We start from the raw sequence: 15,229 nt of genomic DNA, 5'->3' as shown, positions 1-15,229 counted from the left end.
GGTTTGCTTGGTGCTTGTGATTGTTGTATAATACATTAATTAATATATAAGGTTATATATTTTGAATAGAAGATTATTTTTATCATTTGTTTGCACATCGGTACTTTTTGGCAGTAATTTAAAACAGAATAATTTTAAATTAAAAATGCATGGCGATCTTGATGATGATCTGATAGTCATTAAGGCAACCCCGCAAGATGTTCAAATTAAAGATATTTTTCAGATGCACAATCCAAGTAATAAGTTCCAGTACTCTGGAAGATTTTACAATTCAATCCATATTCCCGGCTTTATAGATTTTAAAAAACATTACAACATAACGGACAACGAAATCTATCTTGTAATGCTTGCGAATGAGCGTGAAGAAGCTCATTCTTCAAAACGTATTCGCACCCACTACAAAAGCGAAAGTTTGTATTTTAACAATCAGCTATTTCTCCCTGCTCTAATGCCGGAATACAATTCTGTTCCGAATTATCCGCTATGGTTTGCAGAAGACGAAATCCCTATGGTACAAAGAGAAGATATTAATGGTAGTTTATATAATTACTATCATCTATTTGACAATTCTGTTGTTCAGGCGGGATTGATTTTGCCGAGAGAAGGCGAAGCAACAGTAAGGCTCTATGACAACAATGATAATATCTTATACACATTCAAGCAGTTCTTCAAAAATAACACTCCTATGAGATTAAAGTCAAACGAGGAGTTACAAGGAAGCCTCTCTAGCCATTCTTTTGTCGAAGTTGGTAATATTCTTAATGACACAGAGGGCGAAGAAAAGGAGAATAACAACTATATAGCCAATATCACAATAGACTATAAAGACAGAGTGTATCTCGTTCCTTTGCCCTACCCTATGATGTACCCAAATCTAATATACGGAGTAGCAGCAAATGCATAAAAAAATTTCCACAACTGAAAAAATAATTCATTGGTCTCTATTTTTATCTTTTTTGGGATTGGCAGCAACTGCATTAGCCGCAGAATTCTTTTTTAGCAAAGAAGCAATTATGGATAGCTTTCAGAAATCCTTGCCGTTATTAAATATAGATATCGCTCCCGCTGATCAGTTCTTTATCGCAAGAATCGCAAGACGAGATACATGGGATGTTCACTTTTATTTTGGAGCTGCCTTTGGATCCCTTATTTTTTTATGGGCAATAATCTCTATTTACAAAAAACAATTTGGAAGATATTTCACACGAGCTATTTTTTTCACAAGCGGGATTATTTTAACGGTAACAGGCACAATGATGTTTCTTAGGCTCTATTATCCACTAGAAGAAGAGATTTTTGGCTTATTGAAGAAAATACACCAGTATGGCTACTGGATATTCATTGCTTCTTTGCTTCTCCATATAGTGACAGCAATATATCAAGAAAACAAATCAAGAGGAGTTATATCAAAAATGCTTAACTTTAAAACAAATAACATTCAGGTACTTGCTATTATTTTTTTAATTGCATTGTGCTCACAAGCAGCGTATGCTCAGGAGCAGAAAGAATCAGACTTTACAAGATGGAAAAACGATACAAATCTACTCGAGGGAATTATGTACCTTGAGGGAGAAAAAGGTGCGGAAATTTTAAAAATAGAACTAGCTAATTGTCCTTATGATAAATGCGCAAGCGAAGATACAGACAAATCAAGCGTTGCCATAAAAACTATTGATGTCAAAAAGCCTGACTATAAAAAAGCAATTGAATTATTGAGTATTTCATCGGCAAACGGAAATGCTATTGCATCCGACAAACTTTTAGATTTTCTGTTGAAAAGAACTAATTATAAATCTAAAAAACCTAATTGGTATTTAGTTGATCTTCTTAAAAAAGACACCTCTCTCTCTTATGAAGAGTATAAAAGCACAGTAATCAATGTTTTACAAAATGGAGTAAAAACAAATAAGGCTTGTTATAGTACATATATGATGGCAGAATTTTATAGTAATGGCTATATGGGAGTTCACAAATCAAGAGAAGAAGCAATAAGGCAATATGACCTTGCAAGTGAAATTTGTCCCGAAAATTCTTTTTATAAAATGATGGCGGTTTCAAAAAATAGAAAACAGTGAAAAAGTATTGACAGTTTTGATATAAAATGAAATAATACAGTCAAACAAAAAAAGGAAAAAATATGTTCATGAAAAAAGTTACTTTGTTATTGTTGGCAATTGGTGCGTTGTTTTTTAGTGGTTGTTCAGTTACAAACGGAGTTGTTGATTCAGTTGCATATTCTTACCATTCTATAAAAGGAATCCCTTTTCCGAAAAAAACCGGGAAAATATATTTGGAATCAACAACCGCAAAAGATACGCAAAATGTTACACCTCTAAATTCACTACTGTATGGTTTTGATACGGAGGTTGCTCAAAACATTATGCAGTGTGATTCACTTCCTGAGCTTACTGATGTTTTAACGGAACATGGATGGGAGATTACAAAGAATAAAGAAGAAGCAGACTATCATGTTTATACATCGGTTCTTTATTGTGGATACGCAGAAAAGTGGTTGAAAAAAAGTCACAGGAATATACCTTTAAAAGATAGGGTTTATTACAATGCTTTTATTATTAGTAACGACAAATATGAGCTAAATATTACACCTGAGCAGATAGAAAAAGAAGACGAGGAGTCTTTAAAGAAGCTACAAAAATATTATGATGCAAAAAACATTAAAAACTATTTTAATGTTTTTGAACAAAAATATAAATACAAATATGTACCAGAGCATATAAAAACACTTCTTACCGAAGAAAACCTTGTGGCAACAGATGAAGAAGTTGTCGAAAACAATATCACAAAAAATGAAAGAAAAACAGGAAATCTTAGTTCGCATGGTATACAAACTGGTGCAACAATGTCTCAAACTGGAAATGCAAAAGCAGGAATAGCTCTTGCGACCGTTGGGGTAATGATAGATGTCTTGAGTGGTAGTGGGAGCAAGAAAGCTTCAGAACTTTCAGGATATAAATCAGAGGTAAAAATCTACAATCCTGCAACCAAAGAAACTAAAATTGAATATATTAGTGGTATAACTGGAGTAGATAGTTACTATGTATATGTCGGTGGTGTTTATAAAGATTATAAATATGATGCTGACGTGATGGCAAGCGGGTTGTTTTATAAGTGACATCTTCTAAGTTATTACACTAATGTAAAAAAACTATGGAGACAAAAGTATGACAGAAAGAATCTTAGGATTAGACATCACAAAAAAAAGAATTGGATGGGCTTTAATAGAGCATAATCCAAAAGATACAAGTGAAAATCTAATTGTTGACTGCGGTGGTTTTGATTTTAATGCGGGGGAGATTCCAAAGACCGGCGAATCCCCAAACAAACCACGCAGAGACGCAAGACTTGCACGTCGAACAATTAAGAAAAAACGCAAACGCAAAGCTGCTATGCGTTCCCTTTTTGTTGAATATGATTTACTTAACAAAGACATTGATTTTGAGGTATTTATCTCTCAAAACATCTCTCCTTGGCATCTTAGAGCCAAGGCCCTTGGTGAACTGTTAGATGGTGAAGAACTTGCAAGAATACTATATCATATCGGCGGCAAAAGAGGATATCAATTCACGCGTGCAGAAGAAATAGACATGCATGATGGAGAGAGTGGAAAAATTAAAGAAGCTGGAAGAGCATTGGTTAGTGCCATCGAGGAATCTAGTAGCAAAACAGTTGGGGAATATTTAGCCAAACTGGACAGAAAAAGAAATACACACATAGCTGTTGTTGATAAAAAAGGGAAGACTTCCAAAGAAGCAACCTATGATCGTTCTACTCCTCGTTGGCTACTCAAACAAGAAATTGATGTAATTTTTACAACACAGCAATCACTTGGGAGTAAAATAACAACAAATGAACTTAAAAAAGAATTTAAAGATTTAGCGTTTTTTATGCCTGATCCGCAAAGCACGGAAAGACTGCTTGGCAAATGTACATTTTTTCCCAATGAGACAAGAGCAGTCAAAGCTTCTTTGGATGCCGAAGAGTTTGTTGCTCTTACTCGTTTTATAAATTGTGTACTTGAGATGTCTGGAACAGGTATTGAAAAAAAAATAACAGAGCTAATGCCATTGGATGAGCTAATGACGATGGCAAAAGAAAAAGCTTCAATCTCTCATTCTGACATTAGAAAACGACTATCTCTCGGCGATGAATGGATTTTTAAAGGCGTTAAATATGACACAAAGACTAAAAAAGCTTCAAAAAAAGCTGCTATAGCAAAAACAGGACTGTTCAATGAAGAACCTGAGGACGAGATAGTTTTAGATTATAAATATGAGAAAAAAGCTCTTGTTGAGATGAAAGCATATCACACTCTCAAGAATGCTCTTATGGATGACTTTAAGGCTATTGAGGGTGTTTATAATGATGTGGCATTTGTCCTTACGGTGGAGCGTGGAGAAAATAGCATCAAAACTCGCTTGCAAAAGTTAGGTTTAAAAGAAAGCATTATCGAAAAGCTTATTGAGAAGGCAGACCCTAAAATTTTCAAAGAGACAATAAATCTTTCTCATAAGGCACTTGATGTTGTTTTGCCAAAAATGAGAGAGGGCATGCGTTATGACCAATCAGTTCTCGAACTAGGGGTGACGACATTTGATAAAAGTCATTTTTTACCTGCCTTAATTAATACAAATATTGAAGTTAATAACCCAATAGTCTTACGCGTTGTTGCAAAGCTTCGTACCATCGTGAATGAAGTTATTCGTTTTCACGGCTCATTTCATAAAGTACATATAGAGCTTGGTTCCGATATGAACACCAATGCAGAAAAAAAGATGATTGACGCTGCACAAAGGGAGCGTGAAGCACAAAAGAACATAGCTAAAACCAAAATAAAAGAGCTGTTTGGAGAAAAGATCAATCATGAAAATCGAAGAAATATTGAGAAGATGATGCTCTTCACTCAACAAAACGAAATGGATTTATATACAGGTAAAAAGTTTGAAATTGAGCGTCTCTATGAAGATGGCTATGCAGCAGTTGATTACATACTTCCTAGAAGTCGCAGTTTTGATGAAACATTCGGCAACAAGGTATTAACCTTTGCGGAACAAAAAATTGACAAAGAGGATAAAACTCCTTTTGAGTGGCTTGGTGATAACAGCGACAAGTGGGAATCGTTTAAATCACTTGTCTCCTCGCCTATGTTTTTTGCAAAACTTGGCAGGGGGAAAGTCAATCGCCTATTAAAAGAAAATTTTAATGATCAAAGTGCAGCAGATGCGGCTTCAAAACGACTTGAAAAATCAAGACAATATGCAGCAAGAGTCATTAAACAGCTTTTTGAAGATTATCTTGATATGCCAAAATCTCCACTGGGTGGCAAAATACAAGTATTTACTCGAAATGCTTGGCTTACGGCAGAATTACGCAGACAATGGATTGGATTTGAGACATATCAAGAACATGCCGATAGGATAAGTGTCTTAAACGCTATTCTTGTTGCATTTAGCACTGAGCATATGATTAAAAATTTAACTCAACATTTTAAATGGAAAGAGACAAAATGGACTAAAGAGTGGCTTCAATCAAAAAGAGACAAAGGAGAAGAAGCGGTTAGTTGGGAAAAAGAAAAAAAGCGTTTTGACAAGCCTTATCCTGAATTTAAAACAGATGCTATAAAGCTGCTTCAATACGATAGAAGCGAATATGATCGAAACGGGGTGCTTAGAAAAAGGCTACTTATAGCAAAAACTCCAAGAAAGAGTACGACTGGTCCTGCGCACGATGCGGGAGTTTCTTCGATTAAAGGTTTTGGAGAAAATGCAAAAGGTGTTGTTGTTAGAGATGGAACAGCATTAGCTGCACACAAGTCTATATTCAGATTAGATGTATTCAAAAACGGAAAGAAAAATGCCTTTATTCCAATATATATAGCTGACACAAAAAAGCCTCTTTCTGATGTAGCTTTGATTGATTCAAGAGGCAATACCGACGTTGTTAGCGGCGAGGAATTTAAGTTTACCCTGTATCGAAATGATCTGATAGGGATAATGCAAAAAGGAAACATGAGAATAGGATATTATACAAGTTTCAACAGAGCAACATTGGCTCTTGATATCATAGCGGACACGCCGCTTACTATTGGTGGTGGTACGGCCGAGATTGTAAAATACACAGTTGATCCACTTGGCTTTTACTATCCTGTAAAGTCAGAACCTCGTATGCCAACACTCAAGCAAAAAAGAAAATAGTTTGGGTTGGCGGGTTCTCCTTCTTTCTGAACCAAGCAGAGTTAGCTTGGCGAATAATAGTCTCGTAGTCAAAAAAGAATCCAAAGAACCAATTTTGCTTCCTCTTATTGATATAGATATAGTTGTTATCGAAAATCAACAAATATCTATAACCTCCGCACTGCTTGGTAGGTTGGCATCTCAAAATATAGCTGTAGTAGTGTGCGACAACTACTATCAGCCGTCAGGAATCATCAACCCCATTGGTACAAATATTCGGCATGGTCAATTTGCAAAAGCGCAGCTTCAATTTTCACAAAAGAAAAAAGATGAACTTTGGCAAGCCATATTACATCAAAAAATATTTAATCAGTCTTTTGTATTGGCTACATACAATCACAAAAAAGAATCCCAAGAGCTCATAGAAATTGCAAACAGAATCTATCATGGCGACACAGTAGCGCTCGAAGGATATGCTGCTTCCCTCTACTTCAAGACACTTTTTCCAAATCTGATTCGCAAAAGCAATACCGAAATAGATGCGAGAAACGATGCTCTCAACTACGGCTACGCGATACTAAGAGCCGCGATTCTCCGCTATATTGCTGCAAGTGGACTTCTGCCAGTGGTTGGTATTTGGCACTCAAGCAATCTCAACTCTGGCAATCTCGCAGATGATATAATTGAGCCATTCCGCCCTTTGGTGGATATAATAGTGCAAAATATATTTCATACAAAACCAGACCAACCCACCATCTACAAAAAAGAAAAACTAGAGCTACTTGCCATTTTACAATCAAAAATTTCAATAGATTCAAAAACCCACACAACCTCCGATGCCATCGGCATTTGCGTTGATTCACTTAGGAAAAGTTTTTTAAGCGGTGAAAATATGCTGAAACAGCCCATTTTGGGCGATTTATAGCTGAAATTTGGCTACTGTATTGACCTGCCACACTTAGATACGGTATAATTAAAAGTCAAAGAAATAAACTAGCTAGCGAACTGTATTGACCTGCCACACTTAGATACGGTATAATCAAACAACCACACACTCATCATAACCATCAACTGTATTGACCTGCCACACTTAGATACGGTATAATAAAAAATAAATTGCCCTTTATTGACATGTTTACTGTATTGACCTGCCACACTTAGATACGGTATAATGGATAGGATCGGTATTCTGTCAAAGTGATAACTGTATTGACCTGCCACACTTAGATACGGTATAATATATTGTGTAAAAGGAATACTCCTCAGTTGCTGCATTGACCTGCCACACTTAGATACGGTATAATCGCATCATGATAAATAATAAAGGTTTCAACACTGTATTGACCTGCCACACTTAGATATTTTTTCGCAAAACTCTTGCTTTTTTCTTTTTCTTTTGCTATGATTTCAGGTATCTAACTGTGGCAGGTCAAATACGACAATGAGTTTTCGGTCTCAGCGGAGCACTAATCCAAGGGTTATCTCCTCAAAACCGATTCTATAAATCTAAAATTCCTCGTTTTCCTATTTTTTTAATTTCCGTTTGTTTCCCAATTATAATATCCATTTTTTCGTAAAAGCTGTTTGGAACTGGCAGAATTCTTACATTCCCTTTTTTTGGCGTGTTTTCTTTGACTCTTCGTTTAAAAGTATCAACACACGCCCTTCCTTTACAAACTCTCATATACACCGAAAATTGAAGCATATCAAAACCATTTTTTATCAGAAAAGAGCGGAATTTTGCTGCATCTTTTCTATTCTTCTTTGTCCTCGTTGGCAAATCAAAAAACACCAAAATCCTCATAAACCGTATAGCTTAACTCCCGACATTTGTTTCTTAACCATATCTTCCGTTGGATTGATGTAGATAGAAGTTGTCTCAATTGAACTATGCCCCAACAAATTTTTTAGCACCTCAAGAGGCACTTGTGTTTTTAGTTTTTTTGCTGCTGTGTGCCTTAATATATGAACGCCAGATATATCAACATCTGCTCTCTTATAAACAGAATTTACCATCTTACTAAGCTGTATTCTATCCATATGCTTGCCGGTAGATGTTTTTGAGATAAACTCATCTTTTGATAACTTGAAAACGTTTACGAACATATTTATTTCATCTTCTATCGCATCAACATCAATATATGTGAATCTGCTTTTATCTCCTTTACCTTTAAAGGTAATTTTGTACAAATCACCCTCTTCCGTTAAATTTATATCAGATAACTTAATAGATACCGCTTCGCTTGCCCTTAATCCTCCAAAGAGCATTAATTTAAAAAGCATAATGTTTCTAAAGTTCGTGAATATTTCTTTTTGTTTTAGACTCTCAAGATATGTCAATATTTTCTTGACTTCTTTTCCATCTATCCCTTTTGGCACTCTTTTTGGTTGCTTTAGTTTTATGTCTTCAAATACCTTATCAAAATTATATGCCTCATCTGTTGCATTTCTCTCGATATGTTTAAATAGTCTTTTTAAATGCGAGATGATGCCGTTGGCTGTACTCGTAGCAATATCGCCCTGTTTGTTCATCGTGGCAGACTTGTACTCTATAAAAGCGTATATATCATCTTCTCTGAGGTTCTGAAAACTTAGCTCTTTGTAGTGCTGTTTACAGAACTCTATAAAGCTCTTGTATGTTTGCATATAAGAAGAAATTGTGTTCTTTGACTTCTTTTCTATCTTTAGCTTTGTTTGTAATGACTTAGCATAAGTTTCGATCTGTTGGCAAAAGGTTGTATTAGTCATTGTATCTCCCATTTTAACATACTGGCAATAGAATATTTATTTATCCCCCTCTTCTCGCCTTTTGAAACGGCGTTAATAAAAGTTGATAAAGTAGCTGACAATATTGATTGGTAATTTTGAAGAGATATAACATCCTTGTCTTTTTCACTCAGAAGCGATATGGTTCTTGCCACTCCTTCGATATATATTGTTTTCCGTTTTCTGTCCTGCGCAAGAAAATCCATAATCTCTGCTATTGATTTATATAAACACTCCTCCTTGTTCAAAATAACCTCTAAAAACAAACCAGCTGATATGGAGTAAGTCGAAAAAGCTAATCCATACTCCTTGCAAATCTCTCTAACCTCCTTGTCTGTAAGAGCTATACCCTCTTGCGCCTCTTCCTCAACTTCCTCGTTTGTTTGACTTTTAGGAAAAATAATCCCATCTTTTTTGCTATATGAAAGTTTGATTTTCCGATCAAGAAATTTTTTGAAGTCTTGTGATAATTCTCTTTGCTTTGGATTGCCATAGCATGTTTTATAGTAGGTCTTTTTAAGATAGGCTATGGATAACCCATGCTCTTGGATACGTGTTTTAATTTCTTTGCTTTTAAAAATATTTGTTACTGCTTCATGCCCGTTTTTGCTACTGCACATGATAGCCCATATAGTTTTTTGATAATGCTCATACTCATTTGTTGTGGGTTGTGCTTCTTGTTCACTAGGTGCTAATTCATCTTCTTTATCAATAATAAAATAGTCATTAACATAGCTGATAATGTTTTTACTCATATTTTTATTTAATGCAACAATACTTACTCTTTTTCCATATTCTCTAAGTTTCATAACCAAAGGTATAAAGCCCCCATCACCACTGACTAAAATAAAATGGTCTATTTTTGCATTTTTAAAAAGAATTTCTATGACATCAACAGTAATTGCAATATCAGAAATATTTTTAATATTTGCATAATACCCTACTCCATTGACTACTTGCTTCATACCTATACCATTAGACACAAATAGCTCTCTTGAAGCATTGTCGAATCTCCCCCACTCCGCATAAGCGAATTGAATAGCTTCCAAATTTGCTACTATTTCTTTAACTTTAGATATTGCTAATTCGTAATTTTTACATTCCATTAGATTTTCAACATCATAATATACCGCTACCATTTATTACTCCTTGTCAGTAGTTTCTGTGTGTGGCAATTAAGCCACTAGTTCTTTGGCTATTGCATCAGACGCAAAGCTTCCAAAGCCCACTAAAGAAACGGTTTCTTTTTCTTTAGCGCTTCTGATATACAATTTCAACTCCTTCATTTAAGTAGATTTCTTTTAAATTTAGGATCAGGTACTCCGACACTCATCTGGAGTATTCTTTGTATCTCTGCTTGCTCCTCTGGAGTGAGTGGTTTATCATCTTTTGGCTTTCTCTCTCCAGAACTGTAATATGTAAGTCGATTTGCAACTATAAAAGCACTTTGAGCCTGCTCAAGATACTTTCTCCAGCTCTCCGTGTAAGCTTCTCGTTGTATCTCTACTTCGATGTACTCATAAGCCGTCAATTCAAAGCCGATTTTTCTTCGTCCTTTTCTTTGAAGATATGAAAAATTCGACTCCTCTTTGATATTTGATACAATTCTAAAAAGTATATCTTTCTCAAATTCGGTTTTATAGTTAAAAAAGTATTTTTTGGTTTCGGTATCGATGAGCATATCTAAAGTCATATCGTGCTTTTCAAGCAGATCCTCTAAGAGCTTTTGAGCATTAATAGCTTCACCACCTACTCCCTGCTTTGCAAGAACATAAAGTTTTTTGAGTCTTGCTTCTAATCTTGGATCTATATTTCTCATCTATTCCCCCTCTTCTTAAGATAGGGCATCTGCCAATAATGGCATAGCTATTACAATAGCACCCCTCATGTGTATATTACTTAGAGACCGTGTTATTCTTTTTAGTAACTGTTGATATGCGAATACGATCCTCTCCATACCTTTTTCTCTGTTCTCAAACATCTCTTTTTTAAACTCTTCGTATTTATGCTTAGAGAGCCAAAAAAGCTCGGTAGCCTTTGCAAGAGCTGCAATCTCATTGATGAGCAATTTATTCTCTTGTAGCAGCTCCACAACTTCTTGATTTGTTGCATTGCTTTTGAGCTTGCTCGTCTCAAAAAAGAACTCATCCATTAAATCCATATAGTTTTTTTGTGTTGAAGTGCTCATTGCTCCTTCTCCCTTCTTTTTAGTTCTTCTGAAAACTTTTTATCTATTTTTCTAAAAGCCCTATTGAATACTTCTTTGCTTTTATAGTTCTGCTTCCACATTGAAAAACCCTCCTTGCTTTTTATTTCGATACATTTATTGGAGAAATCTTGAATAACTTTACCAACTTTTGTAATATCAACTTGCATAGCTGAACTTGTCACTATAGAACTCTTTTTTTTCAAGTTCATCTATTTTTAAAGATATAGACTTTTTTGTTTCTATTGCAACTTTTTTTACATTTTGCAGATATTTTGTGTCTGTAGTGGCATAAGTTTTAATTTCTTCAATTAATTTGACAATTTCTTCTTTTTCTTTATTTAATGCCGAAACATCATAGTCTTTGCAGAAACTAACAATTTCATTGAATGTTTTATGTAGTAGTGTAATTTGAGCTTTTTTTGTCATTTTTGTAATTATCCTTTCCTTGTTGCATATATTGAATTTTTAATATATGAAAAAATACTATATATATCCATTTCTGAATTAGCATTTTAAATATATTATATTGAATGGTACATAATGTATATTATGTACCACTGCTAAAAGCGTTTAACACTAGCATAACTACAGATAAAAAACATAAAATCAATCCTAGAGAAATAATTTTATGTATCATTTAAAATATTAAGTTCAATAAATTGCAAAAAAAGCCTATCTATTGACATTTAATTAAATAAACTGTATTATTGTATCTGAATTTAACTTAAATGTATTTTATAATACAAAAAGGGCAAAAATGGAAGATAAAGATTTAAAACAAAAAAAAATGGCTAACAAGGATGTTGTTTCAAAAAGGTTCCAGATTTCACAAGAATCTTATAAAGCAATAAAAATTAAAGCTATAAAACTTGAGCTTGATGAAGATGGTAAAATTACTCCAAAAATATTAGGAGAGACAATAGATGCAATTATTGCGGAAAATGAGTTTATGAATAAGTTTCGTGAAGAAAGAGAGAAAAATCTTCCTCTTAATGATTTATAGGAAAAAGAGAATGCATATAGAAAATATACAAAAACTTCAAAGAATGCTGGATTTACAGCAAAAACTCAATGATGAAACAAATGGCTTAGATTGGGAAAAAGGTATTACTAAAAATGGTAAAATTATTAACTGGCATCGTTGTATATATATGGAAGCAGTGGAATTTATTGACTCCTTCCCATGGAAACATTGGAAAAATATTGATGCCGAGCCCAATATAGAAAATGCAAAGATAGAGCTTGTTGATATCTGGCACTTTCTTTTGAGTGAAATGCTTAGAGTTGATTATCAAAAGCGTATTGATAATTTATATAAGCATGTCATTGCTGTTTCTTATTCGCAATATAGTTATGATGAAAAACATGAGAATACAATCAAAATGGCTGAGGAGATGCTAAACGAAGCAACAAAAAATTGCCCTAAAATTAATGCGATTGTGTCTCAATTTTTTAACACATGCGCTTTGATCGGGTTAAGTTTTGATGAACTATATATTAAATATTTGGGAAAGAATATCTTAAATAAGTTCCGTCAAGATAATGGTTATAAGGATGGTACGTATATCAAAATATGGAATGAAAAGGAAGATAATGAAGTGATGCTTGAGATTATTCAATCTAATCCAAATTTGTCAAGTGATGAAATTTTAAACAGGTTACAACAAGAATATCCTAATGGAAATACTTGAGTAACTTAGTGTAGAGGAAAAACAAAATGAAAAAAACGCTATTAATATTAATATTTGCTACATCATTAACCTTAGCAACTGATACTTTTTTACATCAATTTTTTAATAATAAAGTATGCGATCAAATCCTTGAAAATAATGGCTATTTCAAGACTTGTTATGACTACAAGGTAAAGGGTGCAAAATATGTTGCTTATACAATAAAGGGCGATTTGGTAAACAAGAATAATATTAAGGAACGTCCTCGCTTTTATTTAGACAAAAACATACCGAACCAATACAGAAGTGAGTATTCCGATTATACGAATAATCGCTACAAAATGGATAGAGGACATATGGCGGAAGATGCGTCGTTTGACTATTCTCAACGAAGCCTAAATGCAATTTATGTTATGAGTAATATTATTCCACAATATTTCACAGTAAACAGAGATAAAAAAGCTTGGGCAGGTTTAGAGCGATTTGGAAGAGTCATGGCAACAAAAATGGGTAAAGTTAATGTTCTTAATGGCGTAATCTACTCTAATAATCCTAAGCGCATAGGACATAATCAGATTGCCATTCCTACTGCTTTTTGGAAAATATATTACAATAAAGAACAGAATTTTCAAAGATGTTTTTATTTTGAGAACAAACCTATTGTAGATTCAAATAAAAATGTTAGCGATTATGAAATTGCATGCAAGAGATTGATGAAATAAAATGCATATCATAAACAACCAAAAAACAATATATCGAAGAATAGGAAACAGAGTGCGTTATTACAGCATTAAAATTCGCCCTACTCTCTTTGGAGATTTTACGCTAACAAGGGAGTACGGAAGTATTAGAAACAGTAAGCCTACTGGCAAAATCGATGAGTACTTTGATGCACTTGATGTTGCTGTTTTGCGGTTAAAAAAGCTTGTAGAGCTTAAATTCAAAAAAGGATATTGGGATGATATTTAATGACAAATGAAAAAAAGAGTTGATGACTATTTGCAAAATGTGTGAAGAGCGCATCATCGAAGAAAATAAAATTATAAAAGGAACAAAATAATGAAAAAAATAATCGTTGGAACATTGATATCTGGTTGTATGCTTTTAGCATCAGATAAAGCGGTAAAGTTTGAAAGCAAATTGTTTGATTTAAACAAAGTAAAAAGTGAAGAGATGAGAGGCTTTTTAGCTGGGTTTGAGAATTTACTTCCATCCGCTGCAAAAGTCGTAAAAGATTATTACGAGGCAAAAACTTGTAATAAAGAGTTTTACAATGAAATTACTATGTATGATGTGCAAGAGTTTGCATCATCAAGCCCTACATACGGTGTTTTAATTGCATTAAGCACTCTAAACAGTGATAAAAAAGAAGATGCAAGAGACAATGGATACAACGAGCTAATTAATACTTATAACTTTGTGAACTGTGGCAAAGGTGCTCTTCCTAGTCCAGAAAGGTACGGTTTAAAATGACGCTAGAAGAAGCGAAAGCTAAGATAAAAATCGAAAAAACAGAAACGCATCCTTATGGCATAATTGATAATGTAGATGAAGTTTTAACAGAGGTATTTGAGCAAAAAGAAAAAACGCTTGATGATTTTTCTATAGAAGAGATTTTAGAACACATAGGAATGAGTGAGTATATTTACAATGAATATCGTAATTAATCTATTGTTCTTAAAAAAATCAATAGAAGCAAACTTGCTCCCTGCCAATGGGTATAGCAAAAAATAAAAAAATCAACTAGAACCCTGACAAGGAGAGATATTAATGACAAAAGATCAGTTCATAGAGCTAGTGCAAGATACAGGCGAATACAAAACAAAAAAGGAAGCGGAAGTTGCTGTTAAAGCTTTTACGGAGGCAGTCACATCTGCACTGGTAAACAAAGAGTCCGTTTCTTTAGTAGGCTTTGGAAGCTTTGAGACAGCATTGCAAAAAGGCAAAAGCGGTAAGGTTCCGGGAACGGACAAAACTTATACGACTCAGGACAAAATTGTACCAAAGTTCAAATCTGGTAAAACACTTAAAGATCGTGTCGCGGCAGGCAAGTAGCGAATTTTCGCTACTTGTTGCAGTGAGTTTTTACCACAGTGCACTTCGGCGCATTGTATAGAAAATTTAAAATTAGGAAAAAAAATGTTGATAATAAAAAAACACAATATGGCGATCAAAAAAGACGAAGAAAACAAACTACTGCTTGCGTATGATTTTAAAGACAATGAAATACAGGAACATACAGAGGGTATTTTAAAAGAAGTCAATCAAGAAATTGGCGATGCAATTCAGCAATATTTTAATGTAAATTTGACGGATTATGGCTTGATTGTTATCAATGAAGATGAATTAACCATGTCTATGTGAACTACCCAATCCTTAAAGAGGATTGGGGC

20 protein-coding genes and 1 CRISPR repeat array are annotated in these 15,229 nt (G+C 34.1%); of the genes, 13 read left to right on the top strand and 7 right to left on the bottom strand.

Annotation, left to right across the window (positions count from 1 at the left end):
• Nucleotides 1–145 precede the first annotated feature (145 nt).
• The 5 genes from K0A91_RS00550 (at nucleotide 146) to cas1 (ending at nucleotide 7,116) form a co-directional block, all read left to right on the top strand.
• On the top strand, nucleotides 146–904 hold the full coding sequence (locus K0A91_RS00550; RefSeq protein WP_295007083.1) for a hypothetical protein: 759 nt from the start codon (nucleotides 146–148) through the stop codon (nucleotides 902–904).
• Nucleotides 897–2,075 carry a cytochrome b/b6 domain-containing protein gene (locus tag K0A91_RS00545; RefSeq protein WP_295007081.1) on the top strand — a complete coding sequence of 393 codons (1,179 nt, stop codon included), beginning with the start codon at nucleotides 897–899 and terminating at the stop codon, nucleotides 2,073–2,075. Before K0A91_RS00550 ends, K0A91_RS00545 begins: the two co-directional genes overlap by 8 nt.
• 68 nt (nucleotides 2,076–2,143) lie before the next feature.
• Nucleotides 2,144–3,133 carry a hypothetical protein gene (locus K0A91_RS00540; RefSeq protein ID WP_295007079.1) on the top strand — a complete coding sequence of 330 codons (990 nt, stop codon included), beginning with the start codon at nucleotides 2,144–2,146 and terminating at the stop codon, nucleotides 3,131–3,133.
• A 49-nt stretch (nucleotides 3,134–3,182) separates the two neighbouring features.
• Nucleotides 3,183–6,212, top strand: coding sequence for a type II CRISPR RNA-guided endonuclease Cas9 (cas9, locus tag K0A91_RS00535; protein WP_295007077.1), 3,030 nt, complete (start codon nucleotides 3,183–3,185; stop codon nucleotides 6,210–6,212).
• A 1-nt stretch (nucleotide 6,213) separates the two neighbouring features.
• Nucleotides 6,214–7,116: a type II CRISPR-associated endonuclease Cas1 gene (gene cas1 / locus K0A91_RS00530; RefSeq protein WP_295007075.1), complete on the top strand. Its 903-nt coding sequence runs from the start codon at nucleotides 6,214–6,216 to the stop codon at nucleotides 7,114–7,116.
• Nucleotides 7,117–7,129: 13 nt separating this feature from the next.
• A CRISPR array of direct repeats spans nucleotides 7,130–7,561; the repeat unit is 36 nt; unit sequence ACTGTATTGACCTGCCACACTTAGATACGGTATAAT.
• A 128-nt stretch (nucleotides 7,562–7,689) separates the two neighbouring features.
• Here the strand turns inward: cas1 and cas2 are convergent.
• From cas2 to K0A91_RS00495, 7 genes are all read right to left on the bottom strand, one after another.
• Nucleotides 7,690–7,983, bottom strand: coding sequence for a CRISPR-associated endonuclease Cas2 (gene cas2 / locus K0A91_RS00525; protein ID WP_295007073.1), 294 nt, complete (start codon nucleotides 7,981–7,983; stop codon nucleotides 7,690–7,692).
• 8 nt (nucleotides 7,984–7,991) lie between these two features.
• A complete protein-coding gene (locus tag K0A91_RS00520; protein ID WP_295007071.1) occupies nucleotides 7,992–8,939 on the bottom strand; it encodes a tyrosine-type recombinase/integrase in 948 nt (315 codons plus the stop codon).
• Nucleotides 8,936–10,096 (bottom strand): NYN domain-containing protein, encoded by a 1,161-nt coding sequence (locus tag K0A91_RS00515; RefSeq protein ID WP_295007069.1) that lies wholly within the window; start codon nucleotides 10,094–10,096, stop codon nucleotides 8,936–8,938. Before K0A91_RS00515 ends, K0A91_RS00520 begins: the two co-directional genes overlap by 4 nt.
• A gap of 143 nt (nucleotides 10,097–10,239) precedes the next feature.
• A complete protein-coding gene (locus K0A91_RS00510) occupies nucleotides 10,240–10,776 on the bottom strand; it encodes a hypothetical protein (RefSeq protein ID WP_295007067.1) in 537 nt (178 codons plus the stop codon).
• A gap of 15 nt (nucleotides 10,777–10,791) precedes the next feature.
• The gene (locus tag K0A91_RS00505) at nucleotides 10,792–11,145 is read right to left on the bottom strand and encodes a hypothetical protein (protein WP_295007065.1); all 354 of its coding nucleotides are present in this window, start codon (nucleotides 11,143–11,145) and stop codon (nucleotides 10,792–10,794) included.
• Entirely contained in the window at nucleotides 11,142–11,333 is a 192-nt protein-coding gene (locus K0A91_RS00500) for a hypothetical protein (RefSeq protein WP_295007064.1), read from the bottom strand. Before K0A91_RS00500 ends, K0A91_RS00505 begins: the two co-directional genes overlap by 4 nt.
• Entirely contained in the window at nucleotides 11,323–11,592 is a 270-nt protein-coding gene (locus tag K0A91_RS00495) for a hypothetical protein (RefSeq protein WP_295007062.1), read from the bottom strand. Before K0A91_RS00495 ends, K0A91_RS00500 begins: the two co-directional genes overlap by 11 nt.
• 331 nt (nucleotides 11,593–11,923) lie before the next feature.
• Here K0A91_RS00495 and K0A91_RS00490 point away from each other — a divergent pair, with 331 nt between their 5' ends.
• From K0A91_RS00490 to K0A91_RS00455, 8 genes are all read left to right on the top strand, one after another.
• Nucleotides 11,924–12,169: a hypothetical protein gene (locus tag K0A91_RS00490; RefSeq protein ID WP_295007060.1), complete on the top strand. Its 246-nt coding sequence runs from the start codon at nucleotides 11,924–11,926 to the stop codon at nucleotides 12,167–12,169.
• Between the two features lie 10 nt (nucleotides 12,170–12,179).
• Nucleotides 12,180–12,857, top strand: a complete 678-nt coding sequence (locus tag K0A91_RS00485; protein WP_295007058.1) for a dUTP diphosphatase — start codon at nucleotides 12,180–12,182, stop codon at nucleotides 12,855–12,857.
• Nucleotides 12,858–12,883: 26 nt separating this feature from the next.
• Nucleotides 12,884–13,558 (top strand): DNA/RNA non-specific endonuclease, encoded by a 675-nt coding sequence (locus tag K0A91_RS00480; protein WP_295007056.1) that lies wholly within the window; start codon nucleotides 12,884–12,886, stop codon nucleotides 13,556–13,558.
• A gap of 52 nt (nucleotides 13,559–13,610) precedes the next feature.
• The gene (locus tag K0A91_RS00475) at nucleotides 13,611–13,805 is read left to right on the top strand and encodes a WGR domain-containing protein (protein ID WP_295007054.1); all 195 of its coding nucleotides are present in this window, start codon (nucleotides 13,611–13,613) and stop codon (nucleotides 13,803–13,805) included.
• 90 nt (nucleotides 13,806–13,895) lie between these two features.
• Nucleotides 13,896–14,309 (top strand): hypothetical protein, encoded by a 414-nt coding sequence (locus K0A91_RS00470; RefSeq protein WP_295007053.1) that lies wholly within the window; start codon nucleotides 13,896–13,898, stop codon nucleotides 14,307–14,309.
• A complete protein-coding gene (locus K0A91_RS00465) occupies nucleotides 14,306–14,503 on the top strand; it encodes a hypothetical protein (RefSeq protein WP_295007051.1) in 198 nt (65 codons plus the stop codon). The genes K0A91_RS00470 and K0A91_RS00465 overlap by 4 nt, the downstream gene beginning before the upstream one ends.
• Before the next feature lie 103 nt (nucleotides 14,504–14,606).
• Nucleotides 14,607–14,891 (top strand): HU family DNA-binding protein, encoded by a 285-nt coding sequence (locus K0A91_RS00460; protein WP_295007049.1) that lies wholly within the window; start codon nucleotides 14,607–14,609, stop codon nucleotides 14,889–14,891.
• Between the two features lie 84 nt (nucleotides 14,892–14,975).
• Nucleotides 14,976–15,200, top strand: coding sequence for a hypothetical protein (locus K0A91_RS00455; protein ID WP_295007047.1), 225 nt, complete (start codon nucleotides 14,976–14,978; stop codon nucleotides 15,198–15,200).
• Nucleotides 15,201–15,229 lie beyond the last annotated feature (29 nt).

It is taken from the genome of Sulfurimonas sp., assembly GCF_019429335.1.
Classification (GTDB): Bacteria; Campylobacterota; Campylobacteria; order Campylobacterales; family Sulfurimonadaceae; genus Sulfurimonas.
The sequence above is the reverse complement of the archived record's forward strand: the minus strand, read 5'-3'. Positions and strand labels throughout refer to the sequence as shown.

Excerpts from the sequence above, each read along its gene's own strand:
- K0A91_RS00550 (WP_295007083.1), top strand. The coding sequence starts at position 146 with ATGCATGGCGATCTTGATGATGATCTGATAGTCATTAAGGCAACCCCG.
- K0A91_RS00545 (WP_295007081.1), top strand. The coding sequence starts at position 897 with ATGCATAAAAAAATTTCCACAACTGAAAAAATAATTCATTGGTCTCTA.
- K0A91_RS00540 (WP_295007079.1), top strand. The coding sequence starts at position 2,144 with ATGAAAAAAGTTACTTTGTTATTGTTGGCAATTGGTGCGTTGTTTTTT.
- cas9 (WP_295007077.1), top strand. The coding sequence starts at position 3,183 with ATGACAGAAAGAATCTTAGGATTAGACATCACAAAAAAAAGAATTGGA.
- K0A91_RS00520 (WP_295007071.1), bottom strand. The coding sequence starts at position 8,939 with ATGACTAATACAACCTTTTGCCAACAGATCGAAACTTATGCTAAGTCA.
- K0A91_RS00515 (WP_295007069.1), bottom strand. The coding sequence starts at position 10,096 with ATGGTAGCGGTATATTATGATGTTGAAAATCTAATGGAATGTAAAAAT.
- K0A91_RS00510 (WP_295007067.1), bottom strand. The coding sequence starts at position 10,776 with ATGAGAAATATAGATCCAAGATTAGAAGCAAGACTCAAAAAACTTTAT.
- K0A91_RS00505 (WP_295007065.1), bottom strand. The coding sequence starts at position 11,145 with ATGAGCACTTCAACACAAAAAAACTATATGGATTTAATGGATGAGTTC.
- K0A91_RS00500 (WP_295007064.1), bottom strand. The coding sequence starts at position 11,333 with ATGCAAGTTGATATTACAAAAGTTGGTAAAGTTATTCAAGATTTCTCC.
- K0A91_RS00495 (WP_295007062.1), bottom strand. The coding sequence starts at position 11,592 with ATGACAAAAAAAGCTCAAATTACACTACTACATAAAACATTCAATGAA.
- K0A91_RS00490 (WP_295007060.1), top strand. The coding sequence starts at position 11,924 with ATGGAAGATAAAGATTTAAAACAAAAAAAAATGGCTAACAAGGATGTT.
- K0A91_RS00485 (WP_295007058.1), top strand. The coding sequence starts at position 12,180 with ATGCATATAGAAAATATACAAAAACTTCAAAGAATGCTGGATTTACAG.
- K0A91_RS00480 (WP_295007056.1), top strand. The coding sequence starts at position 12,884 with ATGAAAAAAACGCTATTAATATTAATATTTGCTACATCATTAACCTTA.
- K0A91_RS00470 (WP_295007053.1), top strand. The coding sequence starts at position 13,896 with ATGAAAAAAATAATCGTTGGAACATTGATATCTGGTTGTATGCTTTTA.
- K0A91_RS00465 (WP_295007051.1), top strand. The coding sequence starts at position 14,306 with ATGACGCTAGAAGAAGCGAAAGCTAAGATAAAAATCGAAAAAACAGAA.
- K0A91_RS00460 (WP_295007049.1), top strand. The coding sequence starts at position 14,607 with ATGACAAAAGATCAGTTCATAGAGCTAGTGCAAGATACAGGCGAATAC.
- K0A91_RS00455 (WP_295007047.1), top strand. The coding sequence starts at position 14,976 with ATGTTGATAATAAAAAAACACAATATGGCGATCAAAAAAGACGAAGAA.